This is a genomic window from Bacillus sp. JH7 (assembly GCF_001563515.1).
Lineage (GTDB): Bacteria > Bacillota > Bacilli > Bacillales > Bacillaceae_G > Bacillus_A > Bacillus_A cereus.
This window is the reverse complement of sequence record NZ_LPUS01000035.1, coordinates 1-14,962: the sequence shown is the minus strand read 5'-3', so window position 1 is coordinate 14,962 and position 14,962 is coordinate 1. Positions and strand designations below refer to the sequence as shown.

Below are 14,962 nucleotides of genomic sequence, written 5' to 3'. Positions count from 1 at the left end.
TATTCTAAACAAATCATAACGTATTATACGTCTTTATTCAAGCGTTTCTCGCTCTCCTAATAAACGTACCGCATAGACTTGTTCACAAAATCCTTTTAATCCGTTATAAATGCGATGCATTCGTGAATCATGGTGTACAAGTCCAAATACAGTTGGACCACTTCCACTCATTAATACAGCATCCGCTCCAAATCGCTTCATCTGTGATTTAATACGGGCAACTTCAGGATGCATTCCAAATGTTACATCTTCTAAAACGTTACCAACAGTATCACAAATTCCTTTATAATCACCAGAATTTATGACATCAACCATTTTATCTACATTTGGATGTGTAACTCGATTTAACTTTAAATTTCCATACACATCAGCAGTAGATACACCTATATGTGGTTTCGCTAAAATAACCCAACAAGAAGGCGGAGTCTTTATATGTTCAATTTTCTCTCCTCTTCCAGTGGCAATTGCTGTGCCTCCGTATACACAGAACGATACATCTGATCCAATTTCTGCACCAAGCTCTGCTAACTCATCAATTGTAAGCCCTAAATTCCATAATTTATTAAGACCACGTAATGTCGCTGCTGCATCACTACTTCCACCTGCTAATCCAGCTGCTACTGGAATCGTTTTTTCAATAGTAATAGATACACCTTTTTTTACATTAAACTTCTCTTTTAATAATTTCGCTGCCTGATAAGCTAAATTTCGTTGGTCGTCTGGGACATACCGATTATGGGATAAAATTTCAATACGGTCTTCTGCTAATTCCGTTAGTTCTAGACGATCTGCTAAATCAATGGTTGTCATAATCATTTTCACTTCATGATATCCGTCTTGTCTTTTTCCCAGTACATCTAACGACAGATTAATCTTTGCTGGTGCTTTCACTAGTAGCTTCAATCTATTCACCCACTCTATGTACTCAATCTTTTATCGTTTATTTTACCATAAATTTATAGTAAGACGATGACACTTCCCTAATTATAACGAAAAGCATTCAGAATGAAACTACTTATGTAAAATGATGGCACCTTTTAGAGTACAAAAAGCCGAGGAATGTCTCCTCGGCTACCGTAGCATAGAAAGTATCTTACAACTACTGGTTTCGTTTCATTAATTGCTGTTCTGCAATTTCTATAGCACGTTTCACCATGTTACCAGCATCTTTCGCACGAATTCCGCCCCATCCTTCTTTCTGAACAACATCATAAAAGCCAAGCTCTTTTGCTAGCTCTTCTTTAAATTGGTTTGACATGACACCTCTTCGTCTACTCAATGCAGAGTCCCTCCTTATTTTGCTACGGTATAGTTAGTATGCAAAATAATATAGCTTTTCATTTATGGGAATATATGTAATGATATATGGATTATAAAATGACCTCATTATGAGGGTCTCCATAAAATGTTAACTCTACTGTCTCTGTTAAAACATCTGCATAACTATAAGATACACGTTGCAACGCATCTTCTTGTTGATCCAATTGTACAACAAAAACGGAACGGTATGTTTCTGCTAGTACACCTGATTGCTCCACAGTTTTTCTTCTTCCACTATTTGCTTTTAACATAAGTCGCTGTCCAAGATGGTGATCTAATTCGCTTTTAATTTCATCTAAACGTTTTGACATATACTTCGCTACACCTCGCTGTAATTTAGATTGAACACTTAAAGCACGATAATATCTATCCTAATTATTAACCGCGATTCACAGCTAATATCATCCTGCGTTTGAATAGATAGAAGAAATACTATATTGTAAAAGTATCATTACGTAGTCTTTACGTTCTTACCTCTTTTTATCCAAATTCATTTAAATCCTTCCATACAAAAAAGCAAGATACATATGTACCCTGCTTACTCTTCGTAATGTTGAAAAGGTAATCCCGTTCGTAAAATCCCTCTCGTTTCAATTCCACCTAGTCCCTTTTCACCAGTAATTGTATTACGTACGACATCCCATACATTGACTCTCTCCATAAATGAAGTAAAACTAATTTTACCAACTACATATACAGGATCTAGTGCATGAATATTAATTCTAGATGGTGAACTAGCGAAATTGGCCCCTGCACGAATTAGTGCCTCAAAATGTGATTGACATGCCCCAGCAAAAATAACAAGTTGATCCAATGATGGATATTTTTTTCGCACTTCACGAACAGCCTGTACAAAATGCCTTGAATGCCTATATGCCGCTAAATCTCCCTTCACTCCTTTTGATTTTGTATATGCATCATGCCCTGTAATAACGAGAATGTCTGGGCGAAAGTGATCTATTAAGTCTACTACTTTTTCATGCATCTCCGTTTCTTTACAATGAATACCTTGAACAGGAACGCCAATTTTATTATATAAATCTAAGCACTTGCGCAAATATAAAGGGTCTCCATCTATATGCAATACACGTCCCGGCATTTGAAAATAATTTACCTCACTTGTGTATCCACCAGTTGAAGTATGTTCATGCCTTTGTTTCATCAGTACATAATCTTGTTGAAACAAACGATACGTGCGCTCCATTGTTTCTTTCTCACGCTTCACCCTTTTTTTATGTTCTCTTTGATCTATACTAATTAAATCTTCAAGTGGCGCATCCGCCACCAGTCTAATTTCCTCTCCAAACAATATAGCTATCTCGCCTTTTATTTCTATAATACGAAAAAGAATATCCCTCTTATGAGAATATCGTTCCACTAATTCTCCAACATGTAAAACCATTCTCCTACCTCCAAACTCATTAGGCCATCTTACCTGTTTTTAAAGTATGAATTTAGAGAGAGAAAGGTGACAAAAGGGACAGTTCAACTTGAACTGTCCCTTTCATATTCTTATGATAATTTATGAAGAACTAATGCATTACTTAATGTTGCAAACTCTTCAATAGATAGCGTTTCGCCTCTTCGCTTTGGATCAATTCCTACTTCTGTTAAAATTCGATCCAATAACTCCTTATCTTTCGGGAAACCATTTAAATTATTTGATAAATTATTCATTAAAGTTTTACGGCGCTGTGCGAAACTTGCTCGTACTACTTCAAAGAAAAACGTTTCATCTGTCACCTCTACAACCGGTTTAGGACGCTTTAGAAGGCGGATAATTGCAGAATCAACGTTTGGCTGTGGTACAAACACTGTACGCGGTACAGTCATAACTGTTTCAACCTCTGTATAGTACTGAATGGCAATCGATAAAGAACCATACTCTTTCGTTCCAGGTTTAGCAGCTAAACGATCTCCAACTTCTTTTTGCATCATAACAACAAATCCACGAACTGGTAACTTTTCTTCAAGCAATTTAAATAAAATTGGCGTTGTAATATAGTACGGTAAGTTAGCTACTACCATTACATCTTGCCCTTCTTCAAATTGCTCATTAAATACTTCATGTACATCTGCTTTTAGTACATCTTTATTAATAACTGTAACATTACCATATGGCGCTAACGTCTCATCTAAAATTGGTAATAGTCTTTGATCAATTTCAAAAGCCACTACTTTTTTAGCACGCTTCGCTAATTGCTCTGTTAATGCACCAATACCTGGTCCAATTTCAATTGCACCACTTTCTGAACCAATTTCTGCATGATCGACAATACGATTTAATACATTTGTATCAATTAAAAAGTTTTGTCCTAAACTTTTTTTGAATGAAAATCCATACTTTTCAACAATGTCTTTTGTACGATTTGGCGTTGCGATATCCTTCATTTTTTTTCCTCCTGTATTACTTGCTTATAAGCTTCTGCAAATGATTCCTTTGAAACTTGAAACATCTGTAATCTTTTATGTAACTGTTTTGCATTTGTATAACCAATCTTTAATAGCTTACCCATTCTTTCTCTGCGGCTCTTTGCCATTTCTCCGCCCACTAAGCCTGCATCGACTAAATCACTCCAACTAATTTCACTTGTGTAAGCTTCCATTTCTTCATGTATATTCTCTAGAGCACGGCGAATCGACTCATTAGAAGCATGTTCAATCCCAACACCCTTTTTCCTTTTAGCAAGCGCTTCTTCCTTCGGTAAAAAAGCATGCTTACAGCCAGGAACCTTGTCAGAAATAATTTTTCGAATACGCTCTCCAGGATAATCCGGATCTGTGAAAATAATAACGCCCCTTTTTTGCTGCGCTAATTTAACTTGCTCAATAACATGATCACCGATTGCTGAACCGTTCGTTTCAATTGTATCCGCATCAACAGCACGCTTAATCGCAACTGTATCATCTTTACCTTCTACAACGATAATCTCTTTTATTTTCATGCTTGCCTCCACACTCATTTCGTCTCTACTTAGTAAAACAAAAAAATGACGACTTTTCCATTATTATTTTCCCCATTCTTATATTTTAAAAAATAGAATAGAAAAATCTTTGTTCTCTGTCCTTATTGTAACACTTCATCATTCACATTTATTTTCTTGATTACTTCTACTAGTTTTTCTCAAAATAAAAAAGAACAGGTTTCACCCGTTCTTTTTATTCAACTCCAAATAAAACTTTTGCATTTTTAGTTGTCATTTCTGCTACTTCCTCATAAGAAATTCCTTTTAAATTCGCAATTTCTTCTGCTACGAGTTTTACATAACTCGGTTCATTTCGTTTCCCGCGAAATGGATGCGGCGTTAAATAGGGACAATCCGTCTCTATTAACAATTTCTCTAATGGAATCTCCGTAGCAACTTCTTTCGGTTTCTTAGCGTTTTTAAATGTAACTGGTCCACCTAATGAAATTAAAAAGTTCATATCAACACATCGCTCTGCTACTTCTACGCTACCGCTAAAGCAATGCATAATGCCTCCTACTTCAGCTGCATTCTCTTCTTCTAGAATATCGACAATATCTTGAGTTGCATCGCGGTTATGTATAATAATCGGCAAATTTACTTTTTTCGCTAATGCAATTTGTTTACGAAATACTTCTTTCTGTATTTCTTTTGGAGACTTATCCCAGTGATAATCTAAGCCCATTTCTCCAAGTGCAACGACTTTAGGATGAGAAGCAAGTTCTTCTAACCAAGCTAAATGTTCTTCTGTCATGTCGATTGCATCAACTGGATGCCAGCCAACCGCAGCGTAAATAAAATCATAGGCTTCAGCTAATTCCATCGCCTTTTTTATCGTTACTTCATCAAAACCAACAACAACTGTATAAGTAACTCCCGCTTCTTTCATTCGGGCAATAACCTCTTGCAAATCTTCTTCGAATTGCTCTGCATTCAAATGTGAATGTGTATCAAACAACATAATACATAACTCCTTTTATATTGAAATCAAGTTTATTCTGCAAAAATAAGTTCTTTAATAACTTAACGATAACAATACTACAATCTTAATGCAAAATAGAGAGTGTAAAAAGAAAAAAGACGCTTCACACATGTTACACGTGAAACATCTCTTTTCTTGTCTTAATTACTTGATTTTTGTACCATTTGGTAGATTTTGGTCAATTGATGCTAATGACAATACGCCATTCTCTTCACCCGCTAAAATCATACCTTGCGATAATTCACCACGTAATTTTACAGGTTTTAAGTTTGTTACACAAATAACCTTTTTACCTTTTAAGTCTTCCGGCGAATAGAATTTTGCAATTCCAGAAACAACTTGACGCTTTTCTGTGCCTAAGTCTAGTTGAATTTTTAACAACTTGTCTGCTTTTTTCACAGGTTCAGCAGATAGTACTTCAGCTACGCGTAATTCTACTTTAAAGAAATCATCAATTGTAATTTCTTCTGCCTTCGGTTCTTCTTCTTTTTTCTCTTCTACTTTAGGAGCAGAGCTTTTCATTTGTTCTTTAATGTACTCTACTTCCACTTCCATTTCTAAACGAGGGAAAATTGGGTTTCCTTTTTCTACTTTTGTTCCAGCTGGAATGCAGCCAATTGTAGATAGACTTTCCCAAGATTTATGAGCTTCATCAGTAAGGCCAAGTTGAGCAAACATCTTGCTTGGTGCTACTGTTAAGAATGGCATAAGCATAATACCTGTTTGACGAAGTACTTCTGCTAAATGAGCCATTACAGAAGCTAACTTTTCACGATCATTCTCATCTTTTGCTAATACCCATGGTTGTGTTTCATCAATATATTTATTCGTACGACTAACTAGTTGCCAAATAGATCCTAACGCTACAGAGAACTCCATATTCTCCATTGCTTCTTCTACTTTTTTCAAAGTATCTTGTGCAAACGCTACTAACGTTTCATCAAATTCCGTCACATTTTCTTTAAATGCAGGGATTTCTCCGTTAAAATACTTATCAATCATAGCTACTGTACGATTTAATAAATTACCTAAGTCATTTGCTAAGTCGAAATTAATACGCTCCACAAATCCTTCTGGTGTGAATACACCATCAGATCCAAATGGAACTTCACGAAGTAGGTAATAACGTAATGCATCTAATCCGTAACGATCGATTAATGTAACTGGATCTACTACGTTTCCTTTTGACTTACTCATCTTTCCATCCTTCATTAAAATCCAGCCATGAGCAAAGACTTTCTTCGGAAGAGGTAAATCTAATGCCATTAAAATTATCGGCCAATAAATTGTATGGAAACGAACAATTTCTTTCCCAACTAAATGCACATCTGCAGGCCAGAATTTTTTATATTTCTCTTCATTTGCTGTTCCATAACCTAACGCTGTAATATAGTTAGATAATGCGTCAACCCATACGTAAATAACATGTTTTGGGTTACCAGGAACACGAACTCCCCAGTCAAATGAAGTACGAGAAACCGCTAAATCTTCTAATCCTGGTTTAATAAAATTATTAATCATTTCATTTTTACGAGACTCCGGCTGAATGAAATGTGGATTATCTTCATAGAACTTTAATAGTCTGTCGACATATTTACCCATTCTAAAGAAATAAGATTCTTCACGAACAAGTTCTACATCATGACCACTATCTGGGCTTTTTCCTCCAACTACTTTGTCGCCTTCCATAATTGGATCTACTAATTGATGCTCTGTATAGAACGTCTCATCTTGTACAGAATACCAACCTTCATATTCATCAAGATAAATGTCACCTTGATCTACTAATTGCTTAAAGATTTTTTCGACAACATCTTTATGACGATCTTCAGTTGTACGAATAAAATCATCATAAGAAATATCCATCTTCTCCCAAAGCTCTTTAATTCCTGCAACAATGTTATCAACATATGCCTGTGGCGTAATATTTAACTCTTCTGCTTTCTTTTGGATCTTCTGTCCATGCTCATCAGTTCCTGTTAAATAATGCACATTATAACCTTGCATACGCTTATATCGTGCCATCGCATCTCCTGCTACTGTCGTATAAGCATGTCCAATGTGTAATTTTCCACTTGGATAATAAATTGGGGTAGTAATATAAAAGGACTTATTTTCCTCTGTCATTGTTTTGGACCTCCCGAATAACCTCATATGTATTTATAAACAGTATATCAAAAACTCATATATAAAGTGAAACTTTAATCAGTAGGGTTTTGTTCCTCCCCACTAATTATTAGCCCACATTAATTGGGCTTTTACGAGCAGCCCAAATCTAACTTATCTTCTTTACGCCAACCTAATTTTAAATTTAGGTCTTAATGCTCGATATCTTTATCATCTATTGCTCATATTTCACAAAAATATACAATCTTCACTTTTAATTTATTATTTTTTCAGAAAATAATGTAAATAATTGTGGAATTTCCTCTCAATCTATTATATATAAGAAATAAGAAATCTATAAATCTTTTTAAAAAATATAGAATTTAAGAATTGACGGAAATGTAAATGATTGGTATCATATGTCCATAGGGTATTTTGTCGAAAAATGACGAATCTAAAAATAGACTCGAAACTTATAAACTATTTATTTAGGAGGAAAAAAATTATGAAATCTACTGGTATTGTTCGTAAAGTTGATGAATTAGGTCGTGTAGTAATTCCAATCGAATTACGCCGTACTTTAGGTATTGCAGAAAAGGACGCTCTTGAAATCTATGTTGATGACGAAAAAATCATCTTAAAGAAATATAAACCAAACATGACTTGCCAAGTAACTGGTGAAGTATCTGACGGTAACCTTTCTTTAGCTGAAGGTAAAATCATCTTAAGCAAAGAAGGCGCTGAGCAAATCTTAAACGAACTTCAAGATTATATCGAAACAGCAAAATAAGCTTCTCAATTATGAGAAGCTTATTTTTTATCGACATGATAGATTTGATATACATCTCTTTTCGACAAATCTCGATCTTTAGCGACTGTTTTAATCGCTTCTTTTGAATTCATACTTTTTTCATTTATATAATGTTCAATATGGTCATATACCGAAAGAGATTCCCACCATTGTTCTTCTGGAGCAGGTTCTTCTGTTGAACCAGCTACTAAAATACAAAACTCACCACGTACTTCATTTTGCTTCGTCCACTCAATTGCTTCTTCGATTGTCCCTCGAATAAATTCCTCAAATTTTTTAGTTAACTCTCGACATAATACAATCTCTCTATTTCCCAACACTTCCTGCATCGAAATTAAAGTATCGTCTAAACGATGAGGCGCTTCATAAAACATCATTGTAGTTTGTACATAACGAAGCTTTTCTAACTCCATCTTTCGTTCCTTTTTGTTTCTCTGCAAGAAACCATAGAAATAAAACTGCTTTGTTTCAAGACCGGATGCAATTAATGCTGTAAGGGCTGCATTTGCTCCAGGAAGCGGAATTACATGATATTGCTCAGCTACTGCCTCAACGACAATATCGTAACCTGGATCAGAAATACACGGCATACCAGCGTCGCTAACAAGTGCTACATTCTTTCCATCCTCTAATTTCTCTAATAGTTTCTTCCCACTTACTTCTTTATTGTGCTCATGATAACTCGTAACAGGTGTTTCAATTTCAAAATAATTACAAAGTTTTTTCGTTTGTCTCGTATCTTCAGCAGCAATTAAATCCACTTCTTTTAAAATTCGGATTGCACGAAATGTCATATCTTCTAGATTTCCAATAGGAGTTGGTACTAAATATAAAACTCCCTTTTCATTTTGTTGAAAGCTTTTTTGTTGCCACATAGCGTTCTCCTTTTTGCATATATGCCTCTTTTTGTTTTCTCGTTAATTGCTTAAAGTAATACTCCGCTTGCATAGCTGTACGCTTATCATCGTGGGTCTCTACATATTTTAAAACAACAGGAAGCCTGACGCGTGTATACTTAGCCCCTTTGCCGCTATTATGAGTCTGAATTCTCTTTTCTATATGGTTTGTATATCCAGCATAATAACTTCCATCAGAGCACTCTACCACATAAAAAAAGTGCTTATTCTTCTCCATATAAAATCGAACGTAGCTCCTTTGTATATTCGTTATTGTTCTCATATACAACGAGAGGCGGTAAAATTTTCAAATCTGCATTTCCATCCTTAATTCCTTCAATTAACAATGTATTTGCTTCTTTTCCAACCTTAGGATAAACAAATTGCACACGCTTTGGTTCAATTTTATATTTACGCATTAATGTGACAATGTCTAGTAATCGCCCTGGACGATGTACAAACGCTACTTTCCCACCTTGTTTTACTAACTGACTACTTACAGATACAACATCTTCTAATGTACACATAATTTCATGACGAGCTATCGCTAAATGTTCATTCATATTTTTCTCTGAAGTTTGAGGTGTTTGAAAATATGGTGGATTACATGTAACAACATCATATTGATGACGCCCAAGTTTCTCTGGCATATCTTTCAAATCTCCATGTATGAGGTGAATTCTTTCCTCCAACCCATTGTATTGAACACTTCTTACTCCCATATCATATAAGCGTTCTTGAATTTCCACCCCAGTAATATTTCCTTTTGTTCTTGTACTTAATAGAAGGGGAACAACCGCGTTACCTGTACACAAATCAAGTAAATTCCCCTTTTGAATTGGTACCCATGCAAAATCTGCAAGTAAAACGGCATCTAAAGAAAAATTAAATACTGATGGGCTTTGTATAATCTTCATGTCTTGTGCTAATAAGTAATCTAAACGTTCATCTTCATATAAATTCATATACTGCTCCTTTTCTTACCCTTAACCTACCCTATTTCATGTATAAAAAATTACCTTTCCAATTATAATTGGAAAGGTAATTTCACTTTTTATTTAAGAATGACAGACAGAATAAACAATCTCCCTCTTTACGTACACTTCCATAATGTAGATTGCAAATATGAAAACCTTCTTGATACAGTCTCGCTAAATTGTCATAGCCTTCACCAATATCTGTTTTCGGCTTCACTTCTTTACGTTTTTGAGTTTTTTGTTTTTCTTTATTCTGCACTTCTTCAAAACGGTGTCGCAAATTGTTATTTTCCATTTTTATATGCTGGTTTTCTTCCAACAACTCTGCAAGATGCTGTTTTAACTCTCCCAACTGTTTATATAAATGTCCAATTTGCTCTTCCATACTAGAAACCGATTCAAAAATATCTTTTTTCTCCACAAGCACCCACCTCATTAATCTGTGGTTTGACTCGAAACGACCCCTTTATTCACTAACTCATCTAACGTATATTCTACTATCCGTTCCTTGTCTACTAGTTCCACTTGAATTAATCTTTCTAAAATATTTAATCCGATAACACGGCCAGTACCATGCGGGGTTTGTATACGTTGATCTAAATCAGGAAGTTGTTCCTTTGCTGCCTCATATTCATCATTCTCATATTTTAAGCAACACATTAAGCGACCACATAAACCAGAGATTTTTGCAGGATTTAATGATAAATTTTGATCCTTTGCCATTTTAATGGATACAGGTTCAAAATCCCCTAAAAAAGTAGAACAACAAAGCATACGACCACATGGACCAATACCACCTAGCATCTTCGCTTCATCACGAACACCAATTTGTCTTAGTTCAATTCTTGTTCTAAAAATTGCGGCTAAGTCCTTCACTAGTTCGCGGAAATCGATCCGACCATCCGCAGTAAAATAGAAAATAATCTTATTACGATCGAATGTATACTCTACATCTACAAGTTTCATATCAAGATTATGCTCTACTACCTTTTGTTGACAGACTTGATATGCTTCTTTGGCAGCATGTTTGTTCTCTTCAACAATGGTACGATCATTTTCATTTGCAATACGAATAACCTTTTTTAGCGGTAATACAACGTCGTTTTCATCAACTTGTTTTTTGGTAATAACTACTTTTCCGTATTCAATACCTCTTACCGTTTCTACAATGACAAACTCATTTTCAGAGATATCGAACTGATTTGGATCAAAGTAATATACCTTTCCGGCCTTCTTAAAGCGAACACCTACTACATCATACAAAACGGTCATCCCTCCTGCAACCGCAACACTAACTGTTCGAACACAAGCTGCGCATTTACATTAGCGTTGATTCTATTTTTTGCCTCTAATATATTAAAGAGAGCTGATACAATGCGCTTCTGAGCATAGGAAAACGATTCAAACATCTCTTTCTGATCATGAAAAACAAGACGATCTTCTTCTCCAAGTTGAACATATAATAAATCCTTATAAATAAGGAGTAACATATCTAAACCTTGCTGTAATTGTTCTTTCTCTCCAAAGTGTTTTCCCCATTTTTCTTGTACAAAAAAAATAGAGGTTTTATCTTTTTCGAGCGCTTCACATAATTTTATCACTAAAGCTCGTGCTTGTGCAAACCATTCATCACTACATAAAGCTAAAGCTTCATCAAAACTATTTGTAAGTTGAGCAGCAAGTGTCGATAAAGATGCTGTAATCCCTTCATCCTGTAATCTTCTAATTAAAGATTCCGTAGGTAACGGTCTAAACGTAACAACTTGGCAACGAGATAAAATCGTATTTAAAATTTGATGACTTTGTTCAGTAAGTAAAATAGCAGTTGTATCACTACTTGGTTCTTCTAAAAATTTCAAAAGTGTATTTGCCGCATTTGCTGTCATACGATCTGCGTGCTCAATAATATATAATTTTTTATTTGCCTCTAATCCTGTTTTTGAAAACTCTTCTTGTAAATCATGAATTTGCTGCTTTTTAATAGATAATCCGTCTGGTTTTACAATATGTAAGTTAGGGTGGTTACCTGAATCAATTCGCTTACAGTTTGTACATACATGGCAGGGCTCTACCCCATTTCGCTCAGAACAGAGGAAACTCTTTGCCATTTGAATTGCTGTCGCAAACTTTCCTGTCCCTTTCCCTCCCTCTAACAAGTAAGCGTGGGATATACGCTCTTTTGCAATGCTATTCATCAACATTTTTACACCGATGGGTTGTATAGCAGAAAGCTGCTCCCACGTCTTCGTCATAATGCATACCTCACTTATTTCATTCTTTCCTTCTATTATAACAATTTATCTTCTATAATCTGAACAACTTCTTCTATAAGTTTTTCCATCGGCTGATCAGCATTTACCAATACAATACGATCCGAGAAACGTTCTACAACTTGTAAATACCCTTCGCGCACACGTTTATGGAAAGAGATATCTTCCATATCTAGTCGATTTACTTCACGTCCTGCATCTTTTTCAATCCGAGCCAAACCAACCTCAGGCTCAATGTCTAGATAAATTGTTAAACTAGGCATACAGTCCTCTGTTGCGAAACGATTTATTTCAAATACCTTATCCATACCCAATCCTCTTGCATAGCCTTGGTATGCTAAAGAGCTATCTATAAAACGATCACATAACACGAGGTAGTTCTCATTAAGTGCTGGCATAACTTTTTCTACTAAATGTTGTCTGCGCGCAGCAGCATAAAGAAGCGCTTCTGTACGTGCTTCCATCATCGTATATTCTTGTTTATGTAAAATCGTCCTAATGTCCTCAGAAATTGCAATACCGCCTGGTTCTCTTGTCGCCATTACCTTTTGTGCTTTTTTTTCAAAATATGGCAATAAGCTTTTAATTAACGTTGTTTTACCTGAACCTTCTGGGCCCTCAATTGTTACAAATAATCCCTTCATCCTAAAACCTACTTTCTATATCATACACTTTCATATATTTCGTATTACATTGAAAACGAGCCCCTGCTCTCTCTAAATACATAATTTGCTCTTTATGCTCTGAAGTAATTCTCTCTCCATACATAATCAATGGAATTCCAGGTGGATACGGAATCACCATTTCCGCCGCTATCATTCCAACAGCATCTTCTATAGATACTATCTTTGTTTCATATCCATCTAGTTGTTTATACGTATACGGTAAAAGAGAGAATTCACCTTTATAAGTATAACGAATAGATTCCCTCTTGTCTTTCACCTCATAATGTTGCAATGCTACTCGGATCATCTCTATAACCTTCATATATCCCCCATTTACTTGTAAGGGTAAAATAAATAGGACATTGTACGGATCAGCCATCTCTGTATATATACCGACCTTTTCAAATACAGACTGTAATTCGTACCCTGATAACTGACAACGAGTTTGTACGGTGACCTTTAACTCATCTTGCAACGGATATTCTAAAATGGCGATTTGAGGAATAGAACGTAATTGTTCCTTAAATTTTCGTAAGAACTCAACAATTTCACTGTGACCTTCTTCTTTTATACGCGCCATTGTAAAGCGTGCTATATCCAAGGAAGCCATAATTGGATACGATGGACTACTAGATTGTAGCATACTTAAATAAGTAGTAACCTTCTCTTCGTCTACTAAGTGACTATTTATATGTAAATAGGAACCCATTGTCATTGCGGGTAATGTTTTATGTGCAGAATGAACTACAATATCTGCACCATATGTTAATGCTGACTTCGGGAATGGTTCTCCCAAGCACAGATGTGCCCCATGTGCCTCATCTACCAAAACAGGTATTTTATGTGCATGTGCAAAAGCGATGCTTGCCTCTAGATCCATCCCCATACCATAATAATTAGGATGCGTTAAAATGAGCGCTTTCGCATTTGGATACTTTTCAATTGCTTTCTTAATAATTTCGTTACGAACTCCCACCGGTACGTTATAAGCTTCATCAATCCATGGATCTAAAAAAATGGGATTTGCTCCCGCAAGTTTTAAAGCATTAATAATTGATTTATGGCAATTTCTTTGTACAAGAACAATATCATGTTCCCCGCAACAAGACAAAATCATTGCTAAGTTCCCGACTGTTGAACCATTAATTAAAAAATAGCTCCTCTTTGTATTATAAACTTCAGCCAATAATTGTTGTGCCTCATCTATACATTCAAACGGACTATGCAAATCATCTAGTCCTGCTAACTCAGTTACATCAATAGATAGAATATCTTTAAACTCTCTTATTGCCTCCTGAGGGAAGTTTAAACCATTCTTATGACCTGGAACATGAAAAGATAACGGCCCTCTTTCTTTAAACTCTATTAACGCCTCATATAAAGGCATACGATTTTGATTCATCTACATCTCTTCCTTATTATTCATTCTCTATCTATTATACAGAACAAAAAAAATAATAGGCATATGCCTATTTAAAAATATGATACTTCTAATTTTCGAAGCTGCTTTAAATAATGTATATATTTCGGATCATCTGTCTCTGTATTCACCATATCCTTTTCACATTCATAGCATATTAAATTATTATAAACATATATACCTTCTTTTCTTTTCGTCTCACAAACAATACAAACTTCACTTTGTAATTTCATAACCTTCCCTCCCTATTTAAGTGAACCTATTTTATACTTCTAATCCTTAACAATTTACAGAAAAATATACACCCATCTTTTATATAATATGATTAACTCTTGGGCAACGTGTTTGTATTACCATTACTTCTTTCCCATTCTTTTTAACAATACAAAAAAACACAAGTCAAATGACTTGTGTTTTTAGTTGCTTGGCGACGTCCTACTCTCACAGGGACAAGGTCCCAACTACCATCGGCGCTAGAGAGCTTAACTTCCGTGTTCGGTATGGGAACGGGTGTGACCTCTCTGCCATCATCACCAAACTATGAAGGCA

18 protein-coding genes and 1 rRNA gene are annotated in these 14,962 nt (G+C 35.4%); 1 reads left to right on the top strand and 18 read right to left on the bottom strand.

What is annotated here, in order from left to right; genetic code table 11:
- Positions 1-33: 33 nt before the first annotated feature.
- From ispE to metG, 8 genes are all read right to left on the bottom strand, one after another.
- Positions 34-903, bottom strand: coding sequence for a 4-(cytidine 5'-diphospho)-2-C-methyl-D-erythritol kinase (gene ispE, locus AU379_RS27950; RefSeq protein ID WP_000772104.1), 870 nt, complete (start codon positions 901-903; stop codon positions 34-36).
- A gap of 196 nt (positions 904-1,099) precedes the next feature.
- Positions 1,100-1,258 carry a small, acid-soluble spore protein, alpha/beta type gene (locus AU379_RS27945; RefSeq protein ID WP_000070633.1) on the bottom strand — a complete coding sequence of 53 codons (159 nt, stop codon included), beginning with the start codon at positions 1,256-1,258 and terminating at the stop codon, positions 1,100-1,102.
- Between the two features lie 112 nt (positions 1,259-1,370).
- Positions 1,371-1,631, bottom strand: coding sequence for a Veg family protein (locus tag AU379_RS27940; RefSeq protein WP_000044347.1), 261 nt, complete (start codon positions 1,629-1,631; stop codon positions 1,371-1,373).
- A 227-nt stretch (positions 1,632-1,858) separates the two neighbouring features.
- Positions 1,859-2,722 carry a sporulation peptidase YabG gene (yabG, locus tag AU379_RS27935; protein ID WP_000242868.1) on the bottom strand — a complete coding sequence of 288 codons (864 nt, stop codon included), beginning with the start codon at positions 2,720-2,722 and terminating at the stop codon, positions 1,859-1,861.
- Positions 2,723-2,832: 110 nt separating this feature from the next.
- Positions 2,833-3,711, bottom strand: a complete 879-nt coding sequence (gene rsmA / locus AU379_RS27930) for a 16S rRNA (adenine(1518)-N(6)/adenine(1519)-N(6))-dimethyltransferase RsmA (RefSeq protein ID WP_000651548.1) — start codon at positions 3,709-3,711, stop codon at positions 2,833-2,835.
- Positions 3,708-4,265, bottom strand: coding sequence for a ribonuclease M5 (gene rnmV / locus AU379_RS27925; RefSeq protein WP_000692835.1), 558 nt, complete (start codon positions 4,263-4,265; stop codon positions 3,708-3,710). Before rnmV ends, rsmA begins: the two co-directional genes overlap by 4 nt.
- 214 nt (positions 4,266-4,479) lie before the next feature.
- Complete coding sequence (locus AU379_RS27920) at positions 4,480-5,247, bottom strand: TatD family hydrolase (RefSeq protein WP_000895843.1); 768 nt, start codon at positions 5,245-5,247, stop codon at positions 4,480-4,482.
- A 165-nt stretch (positions 5,248-5,412) separates the two neighbouring features.
- Entirely contained in the window at positions 5,413-7,422 is a 2,010-nt protein-coding gene (metG, locus tag AU379_RS27915; RefSeq protein WP_071699964.1) for a methionine--tRNA ligase, read from the bottom strand.
- A 457-nt stretch (positions 7,423-7,879) separates the two neighbouring features.
- Between metG and AU379_RS27910 the strand changes: the two genes are divergently transcribed.
- Positions 7,880-8,164 carry an AbrB/MazE/SpoVT family DNA-binding domain-containing protein gene (locus tag AU379_RS27910; protein WP_000843036.1) on the top strand — a complete coding sequence of 95 codons (285 nt, stop codon included), beginning with the start codon at positions 7,880-7,882 and terminating at the stop codon, positions 8,162-8,164.
- A 20-nt stretch (positions 8,165-8,184) separates the two neighbouring features.
- On the opposite strand, the gene rsmI is transcribed toward AU379_RS27910, so the two are convergent.
- The 10 genes from rsmI to rrf form a co-directional block, all read right to left on the bottom strand.
- Positions 8,185-9,060 (bottom strand): 16S rRNA (cytidine(1402)-2'-O)-methyltransferase, encoded by an 876-nt coding sequence (gene rsmI, locus AU379_RS27905; RefSeq protein ID WP_000267820.1) that lies wholly within the window; start codon positions 9,058-9,060, stop codon positions 8,185-8,187.
- Positions 9,029-9,319, bottom strand: a complete 291-nt coding sequence (locus tag AU379_RS27900) for a GIY-YIG nuclease family protein (RefSeq protein WP_000414350.1) — start codon at positions 9,317-9,319, stop codon at positions 9,029-9,031. The genes rsmI and AU379_RS27900 overlap by 32 nt, the downstream gene beginning before the upstream one ends.
- Positions 9,306-10,046: a tRNA1(Val) (adenine(37)-N6)-methyltransferase gene (locus tag AU379_RS27895; protein WP_001055367.1), complete on the bottom strand. Its 741-nt coding sequence runs from the start codon at positions 10,044-10,046 to the stop codon at positions 9,306-9,308. Before AU379_RS27895 ends, AU379_RS27900 begins: the two co-directional genes overlap by 14 nt.
- An 82-nt stretch (positions 10,047-10,128) precedes the next feature.
- Complete coding sequence (yabA, locus tag AU379_RS27890; RefSeq protein WP_000412063.1) at positions 10,129-10,479, bottom strand: DNA replication initiation control protein YabA; 351 nt, start codon at positions 10,477-10,479, stop codon at positions 10,129-10,131.
- A 14-nt stretch (positions 10,480-10,493) separates the two neighbouring features.
- Positions 10,494-11,321 carry a stage 0 sporulation family protein gene (locus AU379_RS27885; protein ID WP_000272429.1) on the bottom strand — a complete coding sequence of 276 codons (828 nt, stop codon included), beginning with the start codon at positions 11,319-11,321 and terminating at the stop codon, positions 10,494-10,496.
- A 5-nt stretch (positions 11,322-11,326) separates the two neighbouring features.
- Entirely contained in the window at positions 11,327-12,310 is a 984-nt protein-coding gene (gene holB, locus AU379_RS27880; protein WP_000169563.1) for a DNA polymerase III subunit delta', read from the bottom strand.
- A gap of 35 nt (positions 12,311-12,345) precedes the next feature.
- Positions 12,346-12,972, bottom strand: coding sequence for a dTMP kinase (tmk, locus tag AU379_RS27875; protein ID WP_000677214.1), 627 nt, complete (start codon positions 12,970-12,972; stop codon positions 12,346-12,348).
- Position 12,973: 1 nt separating this feature from the next.
- Positions 12,974-14,395: an aminotransferase class I/II-fold pyridoxal phosphate-dependent enzyme gene (locus tag AU379_RS27870; RefSeq protein ID WP_001075294.1), complete on the bottom strand. Its 1,422-nt coding sequence runs from the start codon at positions 14,393-14,395 to the stop codon at positions 12,974-12,976.
- A gap of 71 nt (positions 14,396-14,466) precedes the next feature.
- The gene (locus AU379_RS27865) at positions 14,467-14,646 is read right to left on the bottom strand and encodes a sigma factor G inhibitor Gin (protein ID WP_000776279.1); all 180 of its coding nucleotides are present in this window, start codon (positions 14,644-14,646) and stop codon (positions 14,467-14,469) included.
- Positions 14,647-14,835: 189 nt separating this feature from the next.
- Positions 14,836-14,951: ribosomal RNA gene (gene rrf, locus AU379_RS27860) — 5S ribosomal RNA — on the bottom strand.
- Positions 14,952-14,962 lie beyond the last annotated feature (11 nt).

Bases quoted from the DNA above. Each gene is read 5' to 3' on its own strand.
- AU379_RS27900 (WP_000414350.1), bottom strand. From the start codon at position 9,319: ATGGAGAAGAATAAGCACTTTTTTTATGTGGTAGAGTGCTCTGATGGA.
- rsmI (WP_000267820.1), bottom strand. From the start codon at position 9,060: ATGTGGCAACAAAAAAGCTTTCAACAAAATGAAAAGGGAGTTTTATAT.
- AU379_RS27940 (WP_000044347.1), bottom strand. From the start codon at position 1,631: ATGTCAAAACGTTTAGATGAAATTAAAAGCGAATTAGATCACCATCTT.
- AU379_RS27945 (WP_000070633.1), bottom strand. From the start codon at position 1,258: ATGTCAAACCAATTTAAAGAAGAGCTAGCAAAAGAGCTTGGCTTTTAT.
- AU379_RS27865 (WP_000776279.1), bottom strand. From the start codon at position 14,646: ATGAAATTACAAAGTGAAGTTTGTATTGTTTGTGAGACGAAAAGAAAA.
- metG (WP_071699964.1), bottom strand. From the start codon at position 7,422: ATGAGGTTATTCGGGAGGTCCAAAACAATGACAGAGGAAAATAAGTCC.
- rnmV (WP_000692835.1), bottom strand. From the start codon at position 4,265: ATGAAAATAAAAGAGATTATCGTTGTAGAAGGTAAAGATGATACAGTT.
- rsmA (WP_000651548.1), bottom strand. From the start codon at position 3,711: ATGAAGGATATCGCAACGCCAAATCGTACAAAAGACATTGTTGAAAAG.
- AU379_RS27870 (WP_001075294.1), bottom strand. From the start codon at position 14,395: ATGAATCAAAATCGTATGCCTTTATATGAGGCGTTAATAGAGTTTAAA.
- yabG (WP_000242868.1), bottom strand. From the start codon at position 2,722: ATGGTTTTACATGTTGGAGAATTAGTGGAACGATATTCTCATAAGAGG.
- holB (WP_000169563.1), bottom strand. From the start codon at position 12,310: ATGACGAAGACGTGGGAGCAGCTTTCTGCTATACAACCCATCGGTGTA.
- AU379_RS27895 (WP_001055367.1), bottom strand. From the start codon at position 10,046: ATGAATTTATATGAAGATGAACGTTTAGATTACTTATTAGCACAAGAC.
- AU379_RS27920 (WP_000895843.1), bottom strand. From the start codon at position 5,247: ATGTTGTTTGATACACATTCACATTTGAATGCAGAGCAATTCGAAGAA.
- tmk (WP_000677214.1), bottom strand. From the start codon at position 12,972: ATGAAGGGATTATTTGTAACAATTGAGGGCCCAGAAGGTTCAGGTAAA.
- AU379_RS27910 (WP_000843036.1), top strand. From the start codon at position 7,880: ATGAAATCTACTGGTATTGTTCGTAAAGTTGATGAATTAGGTCGTGTA.